Below are 18173 nucleotides of genomic sequence, written 5' to 3' on the forward strand. Positions count from 1 at the left end.
ATGACGCATCGACGGCGCTTCAGATGCGACGACGTCACGCCGACGGACGACGCGCCAGCGCAGCTGCCGCGCGAGATCCCGGAGGACATCTTCTCGACGGCGGAGATTCCGTATCCGTCGGAGCGGCCGCTGAACGTCTATGCGTTCGATCCCAGTCTCGGCAAGTTCGTCGGCAATCAGATGATCACGCATGTGCGCTACGAGAGGCTGACGCCGGGCCCAATCGGCGAGCGCTTCGCGGTGATCGACTACGACGGCAGCCAGAAGACGTTCTACAAGCCGGTCGATCTCGACGACCCGAAGCTGCTGATGACCCATGGCCTGCCGCCCTCGGAGTCCGACCCGCGGTTTCACCAGCAGATGGTCTACGCGGTGGCCAGCGAGACCCTGCAGCGCTTCGAGTTCGCGCTCGGCCGGCGGGTACGCTGGCGGACCCGTCTCGACCCTAGCCATCCGCCCGCGCCGCGCGGCGCCTCGCGACGGCTGAGCCTGTTCCCGCATGCGATGTGCGAGGCCAACGCGTTCTACAGTCCGGACGCGCACGGCATCCTGTTCGGCTATTTCAAGGCCAGCCGCACCAATCCCGGCCGCAACCTGCCGGGCCAGACCGTGTTCACCTGCCTGTCGCACGACATCATCGTGCACGAGACCACGCATGCGATCGTCGACGGCATCCGCGAGCATTTCATGGAGCCGACCAATGTCGATGTCGCGGCCTTCCACGAGGCGTTCGCCGATCTCGCCGCGCTGTTCCTGCACTTCTCGCACAAGGAGGTGCTGGTCGACACCTTGCAGAAAACCGGCGGCAAGCTGTTCGAGTACAAGCTCAAGGGCGATGCCGAGCTGGCGCCGGGAGGCACGCCCGCGATTCAGTCACAGCTCACGACTGAAAATCCGCTGATCGCGCTGGCGACGCAATTCGGCGAAGCCGCCGGGCGGCAATCCAGCCTGCGCAGCGCGCTGATGACCCCGGCGACACCCGACGGCGCGAAGGAGATCTCGACCAAGATCGAGCCGCATGAGCGCGGCGCGATTCTGGTCGCCGCGGTGTTCGATGCGTACTTCACCGTCTACGGCCGCAGGACATTCGACCTGTTCCGGATCTTTCGCGCCGGCGGCGGCAGCGTCGACAAGTCCGATTTGCCGGCGCCGCTCGCGAACCGGCTGGCGATGGAAGCGAGCCGGACGGCGGAGGAATTCTTCACCATCTGCGCCCGCGCGCTGGACTATTGCCCGCCGGTCGACATCACCTTCGGCGATTTCCTGCGCGCGCTGCTGACCGCGCATCTCGACTACACGCCCGACGATCCCGATCGCATTCGCGATGCGCTGATGCAGGCCTTCCGTTTGCGCGGCATCGTCGCCGAGAACGCAACGGCGTTCTCGGAAGATGCGCTGTTCTGGCCCAAGGTCGTGCGCGGCAGCTTGCGCGTGCCCGGCCTGACTTTCGGTGATCCGAACGGCCTCACCAGGGAGGAGAAGGACCACAATGGCGACGTGCTGCGCGCCTTCGCCGCAAGCCATGCCGACAAGCTCGGCTTTGATGCAAAGGCCGGCAAGATTGAAGCACCGTCGTTCCATCCGATGTTCTCCACCGGCAAGGACGGCAAGCTCTATGTCACCATGGTGGTCGAGCTGGTGCAGACCATGCGGGTGCCGTTCGGACACGGCATCCCCGGCACATTCCCGTTGCGCAACGGCGTGACGCTGCTGATCGCGCAGGATCCGCCCGAGCACGACAAGCGTCCCGACGCGCGCGTGCGCTTCGTCATTCCCAAGCTCTACCGGCCCGAGCGCGAGGAGCGGGTGCGCAATTTCTACATCGCAAGCGGGCGCGCGACCACCCAGCCGAGCGGGGAGGATGACGACAGGCGCTTCCGCCTGAACTTCGCACTGCTCCATGCAGGAGTCTGACATGCCCCGCAGCCGCACGACATCGGCAAGGTCCAGCTCTCCGCGACAGCACGAGTCCACCGGCCGAGCCGGAGCCTCGCGCAAGCGATCTGCGCCGCCGGCGAAAGTCGCTCCCTCCCCTGCCCTCCCGGTGAACGCCGCCAACGGCCTGCGCGTGCGCATGTACCGCGTCGGCTTCGGCGACTTCTTCCTGCTCAGCGTCCCGACCGCGACCGGCTTAAGCCATATCCTGATCGATTGCGGTGTGCACGCCAAGGACCTCGGCAGCATGCGCGCGGCCGTCACCCAGATGGCGAACGACTGCAACAACCGGCTGGCGCTGGTGATCATGACGCATCGCCACGCCGACCATATCTCGGGCTTCGGCAGCTGCGCCGACATCTTCGCCCAGATCGAGGTCGCGCGGGTCTGGATGCCCTGGTTCGAAAACCCTGCCAATCCCAACGCTGCAGCGTTCCAGGCCAGCCTCGTCGCCATGGCCGGTGATCTCGGCCGCCAATTCCGGGCGCGCCTGGCGGCAGGACCAGATCCGGAGGCCGATCAGTTGCTGAGCATGGCCGAGAACATCACCGGCGGTCTCGGCATCGCCGCCAACCAGAGGGCGCTAGAGGTGCTGCATGGCGGCTTCAAGGGCACGCAGCCGGCGCACGACTACTACAAGGCCGGCGATTCGCCGACGCTGCCGCCCGATCTCGCGGCGGCCGGTCTGACTGCGGAGATCCTCGGACCTCCGGTCGACGACACGCTGATCGGCCAGATGACCAACAAGAACCAGCAATATCTCGCGGGGATGACGGAAAGCAGCGACCAGCCGGAACGGCTCAAGCCGTTCGGGAACGCGTTCCGCGGCAAGCGCGAGGACTATGGCGACAAGGCCTTCGCGCCCTATGGCTTTGACCGCATGATCCGCATGCTGGAAGGTGCGCAGCCGGACGTCCTGGCCGCCCAGGCGCAGGACGCTGACAAGACGCTGAACAATCAGAGCCTCGTCATCCTGTTCTCCTTCGGCGGCAAGACCCTCCTGTTCGCCGGCGATGCGCAATGGGGCAATTGGGAGAACTTCCTCTATGGCGGCGCCTATGGCACGCCGGGTCATACCCAGCTCACAGCCAGGGCGCAGGACATTCTCGGCAAGATCGACTTCTACAAGGTCGGTCATCACGGCAGCGCCAATGCGACGCCGAAGGATGCGGTGAAGGCGATGCGCATCGGCTGCGTCGGCATGTGCTCGACCCAGGAGCACGCCTACAACGAGGTGCCGCGCGAGCCGCTGCTCGATGCGCTGCGCCAGCGCATGAACGATCAGCTAGCGCGCAGCGACCAGGTCGCGGCCGGTGCGGAGGCTCCGGCGAATCCGGATGCAGGTCCGCTACCGAAGGCGTTCACCGCTCCGGCGCAACAGCTCTTCATCGACTATGATTTCTGACGTCGCGAAGAGCTCAATTCCTGCAAGACGTCCTGCGTGGCGCGGCCGAGCCGCCGCGCGGCGTCGGCGAGATCCTTCGCCGCAAAGCCGGAATAACCGAGGATGAAGCCGTCCGGCCCGCGCTGGACGATCCTCGCATCCGACAGCAGCCGGCATTCGAGGCCGGCCCGCTCGCGAATCATCTTAGCCGCCCCCTTCGGGGTGCCATGCGGCAACGTCGCCAGCAGATGCAGCCCCTGCGCCGGCGCCGAGAGATGTAGTGTGCCCTTGGCATGCTTGACGAGCGCCTCGGCGACGACGTCGCGCGCCTGCCGATAACGCGGGCGCATCCGCCGCATATGGGCTGCGATCACGCCGTCGGCCATCAGATCCGCCAGCGCGTCCTGCATGAAGGAAGGTGGAAACCGGTCCTGCGCGGCGCGCGCGGCAACGATGCGTGCCACCAAGGCCGGCGGCACCACGAGATAGCCGAGCCGCAAGCCAGCGAACAGCGTCTTGCCGAACGTGCCGAGATAGATCACGCGCTCGCCGCCGATCCCGGCCAGCGCCGTCAGCGGCGGGCCGGCGAAGCGATATTCGCTGTCGTAATCGTCCTCGAAGATATACGCCTCCGCACGGCGCGCCCAGTCGAGCAGAGCGATGCGGCGCGCCATGCTCATCGCCACGCCCGTGGGAAACTGATGCGAGGGCGTCACGTAGACGGCCTTCGCGCGCGCCTCAACCTTCTCCCCCGCGCTTACCACGAGGCCCTCGCCATCGACTGGTACGGGCACGAGCTTTGCGCCGGTGGAGCTCAACGTATGGCGCGAGGCGGCGTAGCCCGGATCCTCGAACCAGACGGCGTCTCCCGGCCTCAGCAGCGCATCGATGCACAGCCGCAATCCATGCTGTGTGCCGCTGACGATCAGGATGCAGCTCGGATCGCAACGCACGCCGCGATTGGCGGCGAGGTAGTGAGCGACCTGCGTACGCAGATGCAGGCTGCCGCGCGGGTCGCCATAGCCGAGATCACCGGGCGCAGCTTGCGCGATGCGGCGCCGGCTGGCCGCGGCGAGCCGCCTCAGCAACGAAGCATCGACCAGCGTGGCCCCAAGTGCGAACGGGCGGGTGGCGGGAATGCGAATGTCCAGTTCGGCCACCGGTGCGGCGGCCCGCGGCGCCGGCAGTTGAGCGGCGACGTAGGTGCCGGCACCATGCCGCGCCTCGACCAACCCATCGGACAGCAGCGCCTCATAGGCAGCGACGATCGCATTGCGACGAACGCCGAGTTGTTCGGCGAGGCCGCGTGTCGAGGGCAGCCGCAGGCCCGGCGCCAGCAGCCCGTCGACGATGGCCGACCGCAGCGCCGAATGCACCTGCTGCGACTGGCCGCGGATGGCGCGATCAAGCCGGATCGGCAGCGCCAGCACGTCGTCCCGGCGGCGCGAAGTGGTTGCTGAATTTGGCATCGAAGTGGAACTCCCGGCAACCACTTTGCCATGGCATGACATCACCGCAAACAGGAGACTGACGATGACCGAGACGATCGCGGCGAGCTATCCCGTCGACGAGACCAACCGCGTGAAGCGCCGCCACGATCGTGGCCACTACGATCATGCCACGGTTCACGCGCTGCTGGATTCGGCTGCGCTCTGCCACGTCGCCTATGTCATCGACGGCCAGCCTTATTGCACGCCGACGCTGTATTGGCGCGAGGGCAGCACACTGTATTGGCACGGATCGAGCGCCAGCCGCATGCTGCGCAATCTCTCGGAAGGAGAGCCCGCCTGCCTCACGGCCACGCATCTCGACAGCCTGGTGCTGGCGCGCTGCGGCTTCAATCATTCCGCCGACTACCGCTCCGTGCTGGCGTTCGGCCACGCCAGGCTGATCGAGGATCTGGCGGAGAAGGAGCGTGCGCTGGTGATGATGGTCGACCGCTTCTTCCCCGGCCGCACCGCGACCTTGCGCCCGAGCACGGCGCAAGAGATCAAGGCGACTGCTGTCGTGGCGATGGAGATCGAAAAGGCCTCAGCGAAGATCCGCAGCAAGGGTCTGGCGGATGACGAGGAGGACTATGCCTTCCCCACCTATGCGGAGCGCATCCCGGTGCGCACCGTGCTCGGCGCGCCCGAGCCGTGCGACCGCCTGCTGCCCGGCGTGACGCGCCCCGCCACGCTCGCCGGCTTCAGCGCCGGGCGGCTGCTGGATGAGGCACTGACGGAGGCGTATGCGATGAGCTATCCGGCGGGGTAGTCGCTTAGCGTTTTTCGGTCGTCGATGATGAGAGGCAGCAATCTCGGCAGCCACCGCCGACATCCGGCGAAAGCCGGGATCCATAACCACAGGGAGCGGTTTGAGGCACGAAGGCAGCTACCAGCTCGCGCCTCATGTCTGCTGCGGCGTATGGGTCCCGGATCGGCGCCCCGCCGCGCGTTCGCGCGTCGGGGCTTGTCCGGGACGACAGCGGAAATCATCAGGCGCGGAGACTCCCGTGAGGGCATAAACGCGCCGGCTCCGCGGCCGTCATCGCGAGCGTCAGCGAAGCGATCCAGGGGCCCTAAGGCGGTTTATATGTTGCCGCTTGCCGGCTATTGCGACCTAGACGAACCCAGCCTACCGCTCAATCATCCTGTTCCAGCGCGTGTTCCACTCGGGGCGCTTGGCGTTGATGACATCCCAGTCCAGCGTGACCGCGGTCTTCATGTAGGTGTGGAAGGTCGCGAGCTTCTGCTCAGCCACCGGTGTCGTCGCTTTCGCCATGGTGTTGAAGGGCACGATGTTGCCGGCCGCCAGCGCCTTGGATTGCGCCTCCGGTGACAGCAGATATGCGGCGAGCTTCTGCGCAAGCTCGGCGTCCGGATTGTTGGCGATCACGCATTGCGCCACCATCAGCACGACCGAGCCTTCCTTCGGCTGCGCGTACTCCACCGCAATGCCCTTCTCCTTCAACGTCGACACCGCGGTCGGCGTCAGCGGGAAGATGGCGGCCTCGCCGGTCTGCACCATCTCCGAGATCTTGGCGGAGTTCGGAATGTATTCGAGCACGTTCTTGCCGATGGAATCGGGGAACGCCTTGAAGCCCGGCTCGACATCGGCCTCGCTGCCGCCCTTGATGCGGTTGAACATCAGGAAGGCGTGCAGGCCGAAGGTCGAGACCGAGGCCGACTGGAACACGACCTTGTCCTTGTATTTGGGATCGGCAAGATCGAGCCAGGAGGTCGGCGCCGCCCAGCCCTTCTCGTCGAACAGCTTCTTGTTGTAGGCTAAGCCCGTCATGCCGATGTCAATGCCGGCCGCGATATCGCCCTTGAGGCGCGCAAACGGCTCGAGCTGGTTCAGCTCTTCGCTCGGCTTGAGCTTCTCGCACAGGCCGAGGCCGGCGGCGCGGATCATCACGCCGTCGTCGAGAAACATCACATGCATCTGCGGCTTGTCTTTCGCGGCGATCGCCTTGGCGAGGATCTCCGAGGACGTGCCGGGCACGACAACGATCTTGACGTCGTTGGCCTTCTCGAAATCCGGAAACACCGCCTGCGTATAGGTGCGCTCGAAATTGCCGCCGTTCATGCCAACGTAGAGCGTTTTGGTTTCGGCGTGCGCGACTGATGTGGCGAGCATCAGCGCGAGGGCAGAGCCGAGCGCGGCACGGGCGTCAATCATGGCGAGATCTCCTTCGATCCTGTCGTCATTGCTGCGGGAGTTGCACCGACCGGCTGCGATGCGGGTGAGAAACGGGTGATCGCGAAGGCGTCGATCGGAGTCGCGGTCTCGCCGTCGCGCACCAATTCGGCCAGGACTTCGCCGACACCCGGCGCGATCTGAAAGCCCGCGCCCGAGAAGCCGAAAGCGTGAATGAGACCCGGCGTCGTGGCGCTCGGCCCGATCACCGGATTGCGGTCGGGCATCATTGCCTCAGTGCCGCTCCAGAACCGGATCGCCTGCGCGTGGCGCAGCGGGCCGAACAGCGCGCTGGCACGCTGCATGATCGTGAGCGCGCCGTCGCTGCGCGGACGCGAGTAGTCGGGATCGGCGAGCGGCGCGGCGCGCTCGCCGCCGACCACGACATTGCCGCGCATCACCTGCCGCGCATAGATGCCGCCGCCCTCGATGCCGATGTTGACGGTGAGGAACGGATCGAGCGGCTCGGTCACGATCATCGAGGGATAGGTGCGCTCCAGCGGTACGGGCTCACCAAAGGCCGCAGCAAAGGTGTCGGCCCAGGCGCCCGCGCTGTTGATGAGCGTCCTCGCTTTGATGGCAACGTCACGGGCTTCCAGTGTAAAGCCCTCGAATGTTCGGGTGGCGCCGACCACTGTTGTATTTTCCAGCACCTCAGCTCCGGCGCGGCGAGCTGCTACCGCAAAGGCGGTCGCAACCAACCGCGGATTGGCGTGGCCGTCACCGGAACAGAACGAGCCGCCGACGACGTTGCCGCCGATGCCGAAGCGTTCGCTGAGCTGATTGTGGCCGATAAGTTCGAGCTCGAGTCCGAAGGACGCGACATCTTTGGCGTAGCGCTCCAGGCTCGCCATGTCCTCAGGCGTGCGCGCCAGCTTGAGATGGCCGGAGCGCAGGAATTCGCCGTCGATGCCGATCAGCTGCTTCAGCCGCGGCCAGATCGCGTGCGAGCGCTGCGACAGCGGCAATTGCTCTGAGGGCCGGCCCTGCCGGCGCACGCCGCCATAGTTGACACCGCTGGCCTGCGCGCCGCAAAAGCCCTTGTCGAGCAGCGTGACCGAGAAGCCCATGCCGCGCAGCGCCAGCGCCGCGGAGCTGCCGACCAGGCCGCCGCCGATGATCGCGACATCGCAGTCAATGCGCCGGGTCATGCTGCCTCTCGTCGGTGGACAGACTCACGGTCAGCGGGATCGGCTTGATCGGCGCCTGCGCGCGCAGCCGGCCGACCGCGCCGATGTCACGCCGCGCCTGCGCCGCAAGCAGCTCGGCCGCAGCGGCGCCGCACATGCGGCCCTGGCAGCGGCCCATGCCGATGCGCGTCACCGCTTTCAGTCGGTTCATTTCGATGAGGGCGAAGTCATCGATCGCGCGCCGCGCCTCGCCGGCGCTGATCTCCTCGCAGCGGCAGAGCAGCGTCTCGTCGGCAATGTCGTCCGCCCAATGCGCCGGAAAGGGAAAGGCCGCTTCGAACGCGTCGCGCAGACGGTCAAGCCTCGCGAGCGTGTGTTCGAGGGCCGTGGCCCGCGCGGCATCATGCGGCAGGCCGCGATCCCTTAGCAGCGCCAGCGCGGCGCGCTCGCCGGCAGCTTCCGCCGCATCTGCGCCGGCGATGCGCGCGCCGTCACCGGCGAGATAGACGTCCGCGACGCTGCTGCGGCCGCTGGCATCGCGCAGCGGCAGATGCGCGCGGTCGCGGGAGTCGAAACGAAAAGCGCAGCCGGCGAGATCGGCGGCCTGAGTCTCCGAACGCAGGTTTAAGCCATAGCCGACGCCGTCGCAGGCGATCGCGTGCTCGCGTCCGCCGGCCCGATAGAGGATGCGTGCAACCCGGCCCGCGCCTTCGATGCGAAGATCGGAGACGCCGAGTTGCACGCGCGTGCCGCGCAGCGCCAGCTCCGCCGCCATGCGTAGGCCACGCAGCACGATGTCAGGCGCGAGCGGCAGCGCGCGCAGCAGGTTGAGTTTCGCCGACAGCGGCGCGACGTCGAGCACGGCCGCGACCTCGACACCGGCCTTCATGTATTGCCAGGCGACGAGATACAGCAGCGGGCCGGACCCGGCGAACACCACGCGCCGGCCGATGGCGCAGCCCTGCGCCTTGAGCGCGATCTGCGCGCCGCCCAGCGTGAACACGCCTGGCAGGGTCCAGCCGGAAATCGGCAGCACGCGATCGGTCGCGCCGGTGGCGAGGATCAGACCGTCATAGCTCACACGGTGATTGGTGCCGTCGCGGAGAAGGTCTGCGGCACCGTCGCGCAGATTCCACAACAATGTATTCGGCCGGTAGTCGACCTCGTTGCCGAGTGCCGCGAAGTCGCGATGCAGCAGCATTGCCTTCGCGGCCTCCGAGCCATAGCGTGCGCGGTCATCGCGGCCGTCGGGGGTGAGCGGCTGGCGATAGATCTGCCCGCCGCAGGCGTGGCCCTCGTCGATCACGACGGGCCGTAAACCCGCGGCGGCCAGCGTGATCGCGGCGCGGATGCCGGCCGGGCCGGCGCCGAGGATCAAAGGCGGTGCGCGCTCAGCCATGGCTGCGCCTCCTCTGCGTGATGATGTGCATGCCTTCGCTCAGCGGAGTCGTGCAGGCGCGCAGACGCTCGCCGGTGTCGAGCTGCACCCAGCAATCCTGGCACGCGCCCATCTGGCAGAAGCCGGCGCGGGGCGACGCACTGAACTCGCTCTCGCGCAGGCGCTCGCCGTGACAGAGCACCGCCGTCAGTACGGTATCACCGGCGCGGCCCTCGCAGGGCACGCCGTCGATGGTGAAGAAGATCACCGGGCTATCGGTGCGGGCGAGACGATGCAGCAGCGGCATGTGTCAGCCCTGGCCGACGAGGATTTTGTCGAGGCCGAAGATGCGGTCGAGCAGCAGCATCGCCGCCGCCGTCACCGCGATCATCAGGGCCGACACCGCGGCCATCATCGGATCGATCGATTCGGTCGCGTACATGTACATGCGGACCGGCAGAGTGACGGTGGCGGGCGAGGTGATGAAGATCGACATCGTGAGCTCGTCGAAGGAGTTGATGAAGGCCAGCAGCCAGCCGCCGGTGATGCCGGGCAGGATCATCGGCACCGTGATGCGGCGGAATACGATCCAGCCGGAGGCACCGAGCGTGACGGCCGCCTGTTCGGCGCTACGGTCGAGGCCGGAGAGCGCGGCCAGGACGAGGCGGAGCACATAGGGTGTGACGACGACGATGTGACCTGCGGTCAGCCAAGTAAGGCTGCCGGTGGCGCCGAGCAGCGCGAACAGCCGCAACAGCGCGACGCCGAGCACGAGATGCGGGATCATCAGCGGCGACAGAAACAGCGCGTTCAGCGCGGCGCGGCCACGGAAGTCGTAGCGGTCGAGCGCGAGGCCGGCGGCGACCGCGAGCACCACGGCGATCGTCGCCGCTATCACTGCGACCCATAGGCTGTTGAGGAAGGAGGCGACGAAGTCCGGATGCGCGAACACGGCCGTGAACCAGCGCAGCGAAAATTGTGTCGTCGGCAGCGTCAACGTGTTCGCGGGCGTGAAGGCGACGAGGCAGATCACGACCAGGGGCGCAAGCACGAAGGCCACGACGAGCGTGTGGAAGATCAGCGCGATCGGACCATTGCGGTGCATGCCGTTCACCCCAACGTCCGTCGCGCGCGGGTCTCGACGACGCGCTGATAGGCCAGCATGATGACGAGGTTCATGACCAGCACGAGGATCGCGATGGCCGCGCCGAGCGGCCAGTTCAGCTCGTGCATGTACTCGTCATAGACCAGGGTCGCCGCCATCTTCAGCCGGCGGCCGCCGAGCAGCGCGGGGATCGCGAAGGCTGACGCGGAGAGTCCGAACACGACGAGGCTGCCGGACAGAAGGCCCATCGAGACCTGCGGCAGCACCACGCGGCGCAGCGCGGTGAAGCGCGAGGCGCCGAGCGTCCAGGCGGCAGCCTCGACCATCGGATCAAGCTTCTGCAGCGAGGTCCAGACCGGGATCACCATGAACGGCAGCATGACGTGGACCAGCGCAATCACGATCGCGGTCTCGGTGTAGAGGATCTTGACGGTGCCGAGGCCGAGGTCGCGGAAGGCCTCGTTCACGAGCCCGGTGGGACCGAGCAGCATGCTCCAGCCGAAGGTGCGCACCACCACCGACACCAGCAGCGGGCCGATGATCGCGAGCAGGAAGACCGAGCGCCAGGGCTCGCGCATGCGCGACAGGATGTAGGCCTCGGGCGCGCCGATCACGGCGCAGATCAAGGTGGTCAGCGCCGCCAGCCGCAAGGTGCGCCAGAAGATGGTGATGAAGTAGCTGTCGGAGAGGATGGTGGTGTAGTGCGCAAGCGTGGTCTCGTCCTTGACTCCGCTGGCCGCGTCGTAGACGTGGAACGAGAGCATGAAGGTGAGCGCGAGCGGCACGAGCACGAGCGCCGTGAACAGCAGCGCGCCGGGCGCGGCGAGCAGCCAGGGTATCGTGCCGGTGCGGGCGCTGCTCATGCCTGCGGCGCTCCGTCCGGCCCGGCCGCCTTGGCGCTTGCGCTGCTCCAGATTAGTCCGACTGGATCGCCCTCGCGCGCCGGCTCCTCGCCGGCATTGGCCATGGAGACGCCGATCGGTCCGGCGTTCGTCTCCACGGTGAAGAACCAGGCGCTGCCGAGGAAGAAGCGCGCCTTGACGCGGCCGTCGAGCACGCCGGCGCCGGGCGATGTCAGCGTGATCTTCTCCGGCCGGACCGCCAGCACAGCCGCCGCGCCCTCCGCAAGCCCTGCGCCAGCGCACGGCAGCACGCGGCCATTGATCTCAACGCCGCCTCGACGCCAGACGCCGAGCAGCCGGTTCATCTTGCCGACGAAGGAGGAGATGAAGGGCGTCGCAGGACTCTCATACAACCCATACGGCGCGTCGACCTGCATGATGCGGCCCTGCTCCATCACGACGACGCGGTCGCTCATCGACAGCGCCTCGCTTTGGTCATGCGTCACCATGATCGTGGTGGTGCCGACGCGCTGCTGGATGCCGCGCAGCTCGAACTGCATCTCCTCGCGCAGCTTGGCATCGAGGTTGGACAAGGGCTCGTCGAGCAGCAGCACCGGCGGATCGATGACGAGCGCACGCGCCACTGCAACGCGCTGGCGCTGGCCGCCGGAGAGCTGGCGCGAATAGCGGTCGGCGAGCGCGGCGAGTTGCACCAAAGCCAGAGCTTGTTTGACGCGCGCGTCGCGCTCGGCGCGCGCAACCTTACGCATCTCCAAGCCGAACGACACGTTCTGCGCCACCGTCATGTGCGGAAACAGCGCGTAGCTCTGGAACACGATGCCGAGGCCGCGGCGATCGGGCTTCTCATGGGTGATGTCGCGGCCGTCGAGCGTGATGCGCCCCGCAGTGGGCTCAACGAGGCCGGCGATCATCTGAAGCGTGGTGGTCTTGCCGCAGCCGGAAGGGCCGAGCAGCGAGATGAACTCGCCCTTGGCGACGCTGAGAGTGACGTCGCTGACCGCAGCGGCCTCGCCGTAGCGCTTCGTCAGACCGTCCAGCGTCAGGAAACCCATGCGTCCTCGCCCGGGAGGCTCCCTGCCATTGCCTGGGAATGGCCGCCCGGAACAGATTTCACGTCGGACGGCGACCGACCGTCAATCATGAATTCCGGTATCCTGAATTTATCTCAACAAAATTCTGTTATGAAATCTTTGGCCGCTTCATTCCTCCCGCTTTTCACCGAGACAGATGACAACCGCCGATACCGACTCCACATCAAGCCTGCGACGGGCCCTGAAACTGCTGCGCGTGCTCGCCGAAGGCGATCCCGAGGGGCTGCGGCTGAAGGACATCGCCGAGGCTGCCGGGTGCAGCCAGCCCACTGCGCACCGCATGCTGCAGGACCTTGCCGCCGAGGGCTTTGCCGAGCAGGCCGCCGGCAAGCGCTATCGGCTCGCGCTCGACTTCTACGTGCTCGCCGCGCGCGCCGGCCAGGCCAGCGGCTTGCGGGACGCAGCGCGGCCAGCGCTGCTGCGGCTGTCGGCCACCTTGAGCGACACGATCTTCCTGCTGGTGCGCAACGGCTTCGATGCGGTGTGCCTGGACCGCGTCGAGGGACCGTTTCCGATCCGCTCCTTCACCGGCGACATCGGCGGCAAGGTGCCGCTCGGGCTCGGCCAGGGCAGCCTCGTCATTCTCGCCAACCTGCCCGAGGGCGAGCAGGAGGCGGTGATCCGCTTCAACATTCCGCGCCTGCTCGACCGAGGCTTTCTCGACGAGGCCTCGCTACGCAGCGCGATAGCGCTAGCGCGCGCGCAGGGTTGGGTCAACACCAGCAACGGACTTATTCCGGGCATGGCAGGCGTCGGCGTCCCCGTGCTCGACGCACAAGGGCGCGCCGTCGCGGCGCTCAGCGTCGGGACATTGGCCGAGCGGCTGAATGCGGATCGCCTGCCGCATGTCGTGAAGATCCTGCAGAGCGAGGCACAGGCCCTCGCCGGCAAGCTCAACCCGTTCGACGTCGCCTTGCGCTATCCGTCGCGCAGCCTGAGCACGATCGGGACGAGTTGATCGGACCGATCGCCGTTGCCCGCGCGCATCTCAGCTTCAGCTCCGCCTCGGCTCAGTTGGCGATCATCTCGTGGCTCGCCAGATCGATCGTCACCTTGTCGAAGCGGGACTGCGCAATGCTCCCCTCGCCGACCACATGGAAACCGATGCTGAGCTTGTGGGCATCGGCGCTGATGCGCAGATAGCCGTAGCCGCGATCATTGTACTTCTCGAGCATCAGCCCTTTGCTGGTCACCGACGGCTCGACGTCGAGATAGTGGACGTCGGATCCGAAATGAGGTTCCCGCGCCGGCGTCCCGCGTCTTGCGCGCACGAGCGAATTGACGTGATGCCCGCCGTCGCCGCAGACGATGAACGGAACGTCGCGATCCTTGCCGCCGAAATGAACCGTGCGGGTATAGCGCTGGTAGTTGTGCGCATGTGCGGAGAGGAAGGCGTGCGGGTAGACCCCGACCTTGGCGCAGATGGTGTCGATCTGCCTGAGCATATCGGTGCTGCTGCCGTGCAGCCCGCCGCCGGCCCCGGTTGCGGACGGCGCCGAATAGCTGAACGGCGGATGATGAACGGCGATCAGCAGCGCGCCCTTGTAGCCGTCGGTCTTCGCCTTCGTCAGCTGTGCCTCCAAGAAAGTGAGCTGATAATCCGGCACGGCGGGCCAGCGTCCGCCGTCGCTGGAGATGACGCCGGGGTCCTCGAGCGCGTTGCTGAACAGGCAGAGCACCCGGGCGAACGGCACGTCGAGCGCGAAATACACGCCGGGCTGGGTCATCGCGGTGCGATGAAGGGAGGCTGCTTCGCGCGTCACCGTCGGCGCCTCCGCGCAGAAATTGCGCGCGAACACCTCGAGCGGCGTCTCGCCAGCGGGCGTGCCGGGAAGAATGAAGGAATCGTGGTTGCCGGGGATCGCGAAGATCGGGGCGGGATAGTCGCGGAACGGCGCATAGAACTGATCGTAGTAGTACTGCGACTCGCCGAAATCGTAAACCACGTCGCCGAGGTGGAGCAGGAAGGACGGCCGGTTGGCCAGCTCGGTGATGTTGCAGTCCATGGTCAGCTGATCGGCGACCGACAGCTCGTCGGCATATTGCTTGCCGTCGGTGGTGGCGCCGGAATCGCCGATCGCGTGGAATACGATCCGCCCGGCGGACTGGATCTTCTCCACGACCTCGGCGCCTCGCGCGCCATAGGCGGCGGCAAGCGTATAGAGCTCGTCAGGACGAGCGCGCGATTGCTTGAAGCCGACGACCTTGGTCTTGAGGAGTTCGCCGATCTGATGGAACACCTCCCTGTCGGACGGATGCTCCTGCATGAAGCCGGTCGGATCAGGCGATGGCACGCCTTCGCCGAACGAGGGTTCGTGGAAGATCGGCTGTGAGAGGACGTGATGCGTAGCGCGCGGCATGAGGATTTCCTCCGTGCAAACGAATGATGGTGCAATCGCAACTTCAAAGCGGGACGTCAGGCAATCCGAGATTGTTATCTATCATTGTTACGTCTTCAAGACGAGTGACACGGATCAATCGCCGGATGTTTTTTGGGCAGGCCCCTGCTTAATTGTTGCGCCGGTGTCGTCCAAGATTTTGTGCGCCCACGGACAAGTCATTCCTTCGCATGCGCACCTAAGCTGGCCATCGAGCTTGGGCCGGGGCGACGGCATCCATGCACCGCCCGACCAGCGCGACATCATCGTTCGAAGGAGCTGGCAACATGCAGACGAGGCTATTCACCGGAGCGCGGCGCGCGTGGCTTGCCGCGCTCGCCGTCATCATCGCGGCGGGACTTCTCGCCCCCATCGATGCGCAGGCGGCGACACCAGCGGGATGCGCCGCGCTGAAGGAGAAATATCCGGACTGGAAGGGCAAGACGCTCGTCAACGCCATCAATCCGCACACCCCGGGCTACGAGTCGATCGACCCGAAGGATCCCAGCAAATATGTCGGCTTCGACATCGATCTCGGCGAGGCCATCGGCGACTGCCTCGGCTTCAAGCTGACCTACAAGGCGGTGACCTTCGCCGCCCTGCTGACGACGCTCGCCAGCGGCCAGGCCGACATCGTGATCTCCGACATCTACGCCACCAAGGAGCGCGCCAAGGCCGCCGACTTCATCACCTACTCCAAGGTGTTCGATGGCGTGCTGGTCGCCAAGGGCAACCCGAAGGGCATCAACGGCATCAACATGTCGATGTGCGGCGCAGCCGCGGCCGAGAACACCGGCTATGTCGAGGTGCCGCTGATCCAGGATCTCGCGCCGAAATGCAAGGAAGCCGGCAAGCCCGAGCCGACGATCCAGCTCTACGACAACAACGCCAACTGCATCCAGGCGATCCTGGCCGGCCGCGCCGACACCTATGTCAACGACGTCAACACGGTCGACCAGGCGGTGAAGGCCTATCCGGACAAGCTGGAAAAGGCGATCGCCGTCACCATCCCCTATTCGGTCGGCATCGCCGTCCCGAAGGACAAGCCCAAGTTCCGCGACGCCGTGCTGGCCGCCCTGATCGAGGTGCAGAAGGAAGGCATCCACCAGGAGCTCTTGAAGAAGTGGCAGCTCGATCCCGCCAACTTCAAGGAGCCGGACATTTTGACGGCGGACTAATAGCCGCGCGGCTACGTACGCAAAGCCCTAGCCGCCGAGACGGTGCGCTCCCCTCCCCCTTGCGGGGAGGGGTCGGGGGTGGGGGTCCACACGGGCAGTCTTTCCTGGGTACCCCCCTCCCCAGCCCTCCCCCACAAGGGGGGAGGGAGCGCACCGGTATCTGGGCGACAGATGCGTGAACCACACACGTAGCTGACGATCTCAGCATCGACGCCGTACGACGCGACTACGTAGGGTGGGCAAAGCGTAGCGTGCCCACCGTCTTTCTTCCGCAGCACCGCGGTGGGCACGGCGCTCCGCGCCTTTGCCCACCCTACGTACTCAGCCAGGCCGCCCGCTCATGTCCCTCTTCCTGCACTATCTCAGCATGCCGTACCTCCTGCAGGGCATCGAGCTGACCCTGCAGGTCACCGCGCTCGGACTGGTCGGCGGACTGATCCTCGGCCTCATCCTCGCCGCGATGCAGCTCAGCCGGTTCTGGCCGCTGGCTATGATCGCACGCGGCTACACCGTGATCTTTCGCGGCACGCCGCTGATCCTGCAGATGGTGTTCGCCTACGACGCGCTGCCGCATATCGGCATCAAGCTGCCAGCGGTGGTGGCCGCCGGCCTTGCGCTCGCCTGCAACGAGGCGCCGTTCATCGCCGAGATGCTGCGCTCCGGCGTGCTCGGTGTGGACCGCGGCCAGCTGCTCGCCGGCCAGGCGCTCGGCATGACGCCATCCGTGCTGATGCGCCGGATCATCGCGCCGCAGGCGATCAGGACGATGATCCCCGCCTTCGGCAACGAAGCCGTGAGCGCACTGAAGAACTCCTCGCTCGCCTCCGTGATCGCCGTGCAGGAGCTGACCCTGCGCTCGACGCAGCTCGCGTCCTCGACCTTCGACTTCTTTTCGATCTTCTTCGCATCCGGCCTGCTCTATCTGGTGCTGACCGGCGCGATCAGCGTCATCCAGCTCGCCCTGGAATGGCTGCTCGATCTCGATCGCACGGCGAAGCAGCGCAAGCTGGCGGATTACCTGCCGTGGCGCCGTGTCGATCTCGCAACGAAGCTGGAGCTGGCAGCGAAGACCTCCCCCGACATCGAGGCAGCCCCGCCCGAGCCCGCTGAGCTGAAAGAAACGCCACCGCTTGCGCTCTCGATCGAAGACCGTGCCCGACGCGCAGCGACCATCGCCCGCAACAACGTCGCTGTCGAGGTCAAGGAGCTCCGCAAGGCCTATCACGGCAACAAGGTGCTCGACGGGCTCGATCTCACCGTGCGCATCGGCGAGGTGATCGCGCTGCTCGGTCCCTCCGGCTCCGGCAAGAGCACCCTGCTCCGCTGCATCAATCATCTGGAGAATTGGGATTCCGGTGAGATCCGCGTCGGCGGCCGCAAGCTTGGTTTCGACGACAAGGGCCGCAAGCTGTCGCCACGCGCCATCGCCAATGAGCGCGCCAATGTCGGCGTCGGCATGGTGTTCCAGCAGTTCAATCTGTTCGCGCATCTCACCGCCAAGGAGAACATCGCGGGTCCGCTGCGGTGGGTGCATGGCCTCGGCCGTATCGAGGCCGAGCGCCGCGCGATCGAGTTGCTCGATCGCGTCGGGCTGTCGCATCGCGCCGATGCGCTGCCGCGGCATCTCTCCGGCGGCCAGCAGCAGCGCGTGGCGATCGCGCGTGCGCTGGCGCCGAACCCGAGCGTGCTGCTGCTGGACGAGCCAACCTCGGCGCTCGATCCCGAGCTCATCAACGAGGTGCTGGAGGTGATCCGTCGCCTCGCCATCGATGACGGGCTGACCATGATCATCTCGACCCATCAGATCCGCTTCGCCGACGAGATCGCCGACCGCGTCGCCTTCCTCAACGGCGGAATCATCCTCGAACAGGGACCGGCCCACGAAGTGCTGACCAACCCGCGCCATCCGCTGACCGCGCGCTTCCTCTCGGTGATGGAAGCCGAGCGGCCGAAGGACGCGGTGGCATGAGCGTGTGGTTCGCAGCCAGCCCGCGGCCATCCTTCGAGACGCCCGCCTGCGGCGGGCTCCTCAGGATGAGGTCTGAGGGTG

General features: G+C 66.5%; 15 protein-coding genes. 6 read left to right on the top strand and 9 right to left on the bottom strand.

From position 1 onward, the window contains the following. Positions 1–1914 carry a peptidase M4 gene (locus ACVILH_RS01290; RefSeq protein ID WP_456711264.1) on the top strand — a complete coding sequence of 638 codons (1914 nt, stop codon included), beginning with the start codon at positions 1–3 and terminating at the stop codon, positions 1912–1914. Positions 1915–2044: 130 nt separating this feature from the next. Beyond that, positions 2045–3340 (top strand): MBL fold metallo-hydrolase, encoded by a 1296-nt coding sequence (locus ACVILH_RS01295; RefSeq protein WP_456711265.1) that lies wholly within the window; start codon positions 2045–2047, stop codon positions 3338–3340. Here ACVILH_RS01295 and pdxR read toward each other — a convergent pair. Then, positions 3328–4788 (bottom strand): MocR-like pyridoxine biosynthesis transcription factor PdxR, encoded by a 1461-nt coding sequence (gene pdxR, locus ACVILH_RS01300; protein ID WP_456711266.1) that lies wholly within the window; start codon positions 4786–4788, stop codon positions 3328–3330. The two genes, ACVILH_RS01295 and pdxR, sit on opposite strands and share 13 nt — an antisense overlap. A gap of 64 nt (positions 4789–4852) precedes the next feature. Here pdxR and ACVILH_RS01305 point away from each other — a divergent pair, with 64 nt between their 5' ends. After that, positions 4853–5575: a pyridoxamine 5'-phosphate oxidase family protein gene (locus ACVILH_RS01305; protein ID WP_456711267.1), complete on the top strand. Its 723-nt coding sequence runs from the start codon at positions 4853–4855 to the stop codon at positions 5573–5575. A gap of 360 nt (positions 5576–5935) precedes the next feature. Here the strand turns inward: ACVILH_RS01305 and ACVILH_RS01310 are convergent, their stop codons facing one another. The 7 genes from ACVILH_RS01310 to ACVILH_RS01340 are packed head-to-tail and all read right to left on the bottom strand — an operon-like array spanning position 5936 to position 12528. Further along, positions 5936–6982 carry an ABC transporter substrate-binding protein gene (locus tag ACVILH_RS01310; RefSeq protein ID WP_456711268.1) on the bottom strand — a complete coding sequence of 349 codons (1047 nt, stop codon included), beginning with the start codon at positions 6980–6982 and terminating at the stop codon, positions 5936–5938. Continuing rightward, positions 6979–8151 (bottom strand): NAD(P)/FAD-dependent oxidoreductase, encoded by a 1173-nt coding sequence (locus ACVILH_RS01315; RefSeq protein WP_456711269.1) that lies wholly within the window; start codon positions 8149–8151, stop codon positions 6979–6981. The genes ACVILH_RS01310 and ACVILH_RS01315 overlap by 4 nt, the downstream gene beginning before the upstream one ends. Continuing rightward, a complete protein-coding gene (locus tag ACVILH_RS01320; protein ID WP_456711270.1) occupies positions 8135–9529 on the bottom strand; it encodes an FAD-dependent oxidoreductase in 1395 nt (464 codons plus the stop codon). The genes ACVILH_RS01315 and ACVILH_RS01320 overlap by 17 nt, the downstream gene beginning before the upstream one ends. Beyond that, a complete protein-coding gene (locus ACVILH_RS01325) occupies positions 9522–9815 on the bottom strand; it encodes a (2Fe-2S)-binding protein (RefSeq protein ID WP_456711271.1) in 294 nt (97 codons plus the stop codon). The genes ACVILH_RS01320 and ACVILH_RS01325 overlap by 8 nt, the downstream gene beginning before the upstream one ends. Before the next feature lie 3 nt (positions 9816–9818). After that, positions 9819–10613, bottom strand: coding sequence for an ABC transporter permease (locus ACVILH_RS01330; RefSeq protein ID WP_456711272.1), 795 nt, complete (start codon positions 10611–10613; stop codon positions 9819–9821). Positions 10614–10618: 5 nt separating this feature from the next. Further along, positions 10619–11476, bottom strand: coding sequence for an ABC transporter permease (locus ACVILH_RS01335; protein ID WP_456711273.1), 858 nt, complete (start codon positions 11474–11476; stop codon positions 10619–10621). Continuing rightward, positions 11473–12528, bottom strand: a complete 1056-nt coding sequence (locus tag ACVILH_RS01340; RefSeq protein WP_456711274.1) for an ABC transporter ATP-binding protein — start codon at positions 12526–12528, stop codon at positions 11473–11475. Before ACVILH_RS01340 ends, ACVILH_RS01335 begins: the two co-directional genes overlap by 4 nt. Before the next feature lie 175 nt (positions 12529–12703). Here ACVILH_RS01340 and ACVILH_RS01345 point away from each other — a divergent pair, with 175 nt between their 5' ends. Next, positions 12704–13525 carry an IclR family transcriptional regulator gene (locus tag ACVILH_RS01345; protein ID WP_456711275.1) on the top strand — a complete coding sequence of 274 codons (822 nt, stop codon included), beginning with the start codon at positions 12704–12706 and terminating at the stop codon, positions 13523–13525. 52 nt (positions 13526–13577) lie between these two features. Here ACVILH_RS01345 and ACVILH_RS01350 read toward each other — a convergent pair whose 3' ends face one another. Then, positions 13578–14927 (bottom strand): metallophosphoesterase family protein, encoded by a 1350-nt coding sequence (locus ACVILH_RS01350; RefSeq protein WP_456711276.1) that lies wholly within the window; start codon positions 14925–14927, stop codon positions 13578–13580. 305 nt (positions 14928–15232) lie between these two features. Between ACVILH_RS01350 and ACVILH_RS01355 the strand changes: the two genes are divergently transcribed. After that, positions 15233–16123, top strand: a complete 891-nt coding sequence (locus ACVILH_RS01355; protein WP_456711277.1) for an ABC transporter substrate-binding protein — start codon at positions 15233–15235, stop codon at positions 16121–16123. A 340-nt stretch (positions 16124–16463) separates the two neighbouring features. Further along, positions 16464–18092, top strand: coding sequence for an amino acid ABC transporter permease/ATP-binding protein (locus ACVILH_RS01360; RefSeq protein WP_456711278.1), 1629 nt, complete (start codon positions 16464–16466; stop codon positions 18090–18092). The last annotated feature ends 81 nt before the right edge of the window (positions 18093–18173 follow it).

Source organism: Bradyrhizobium sp. USDA 4353 (assembly GCF_054063215.1).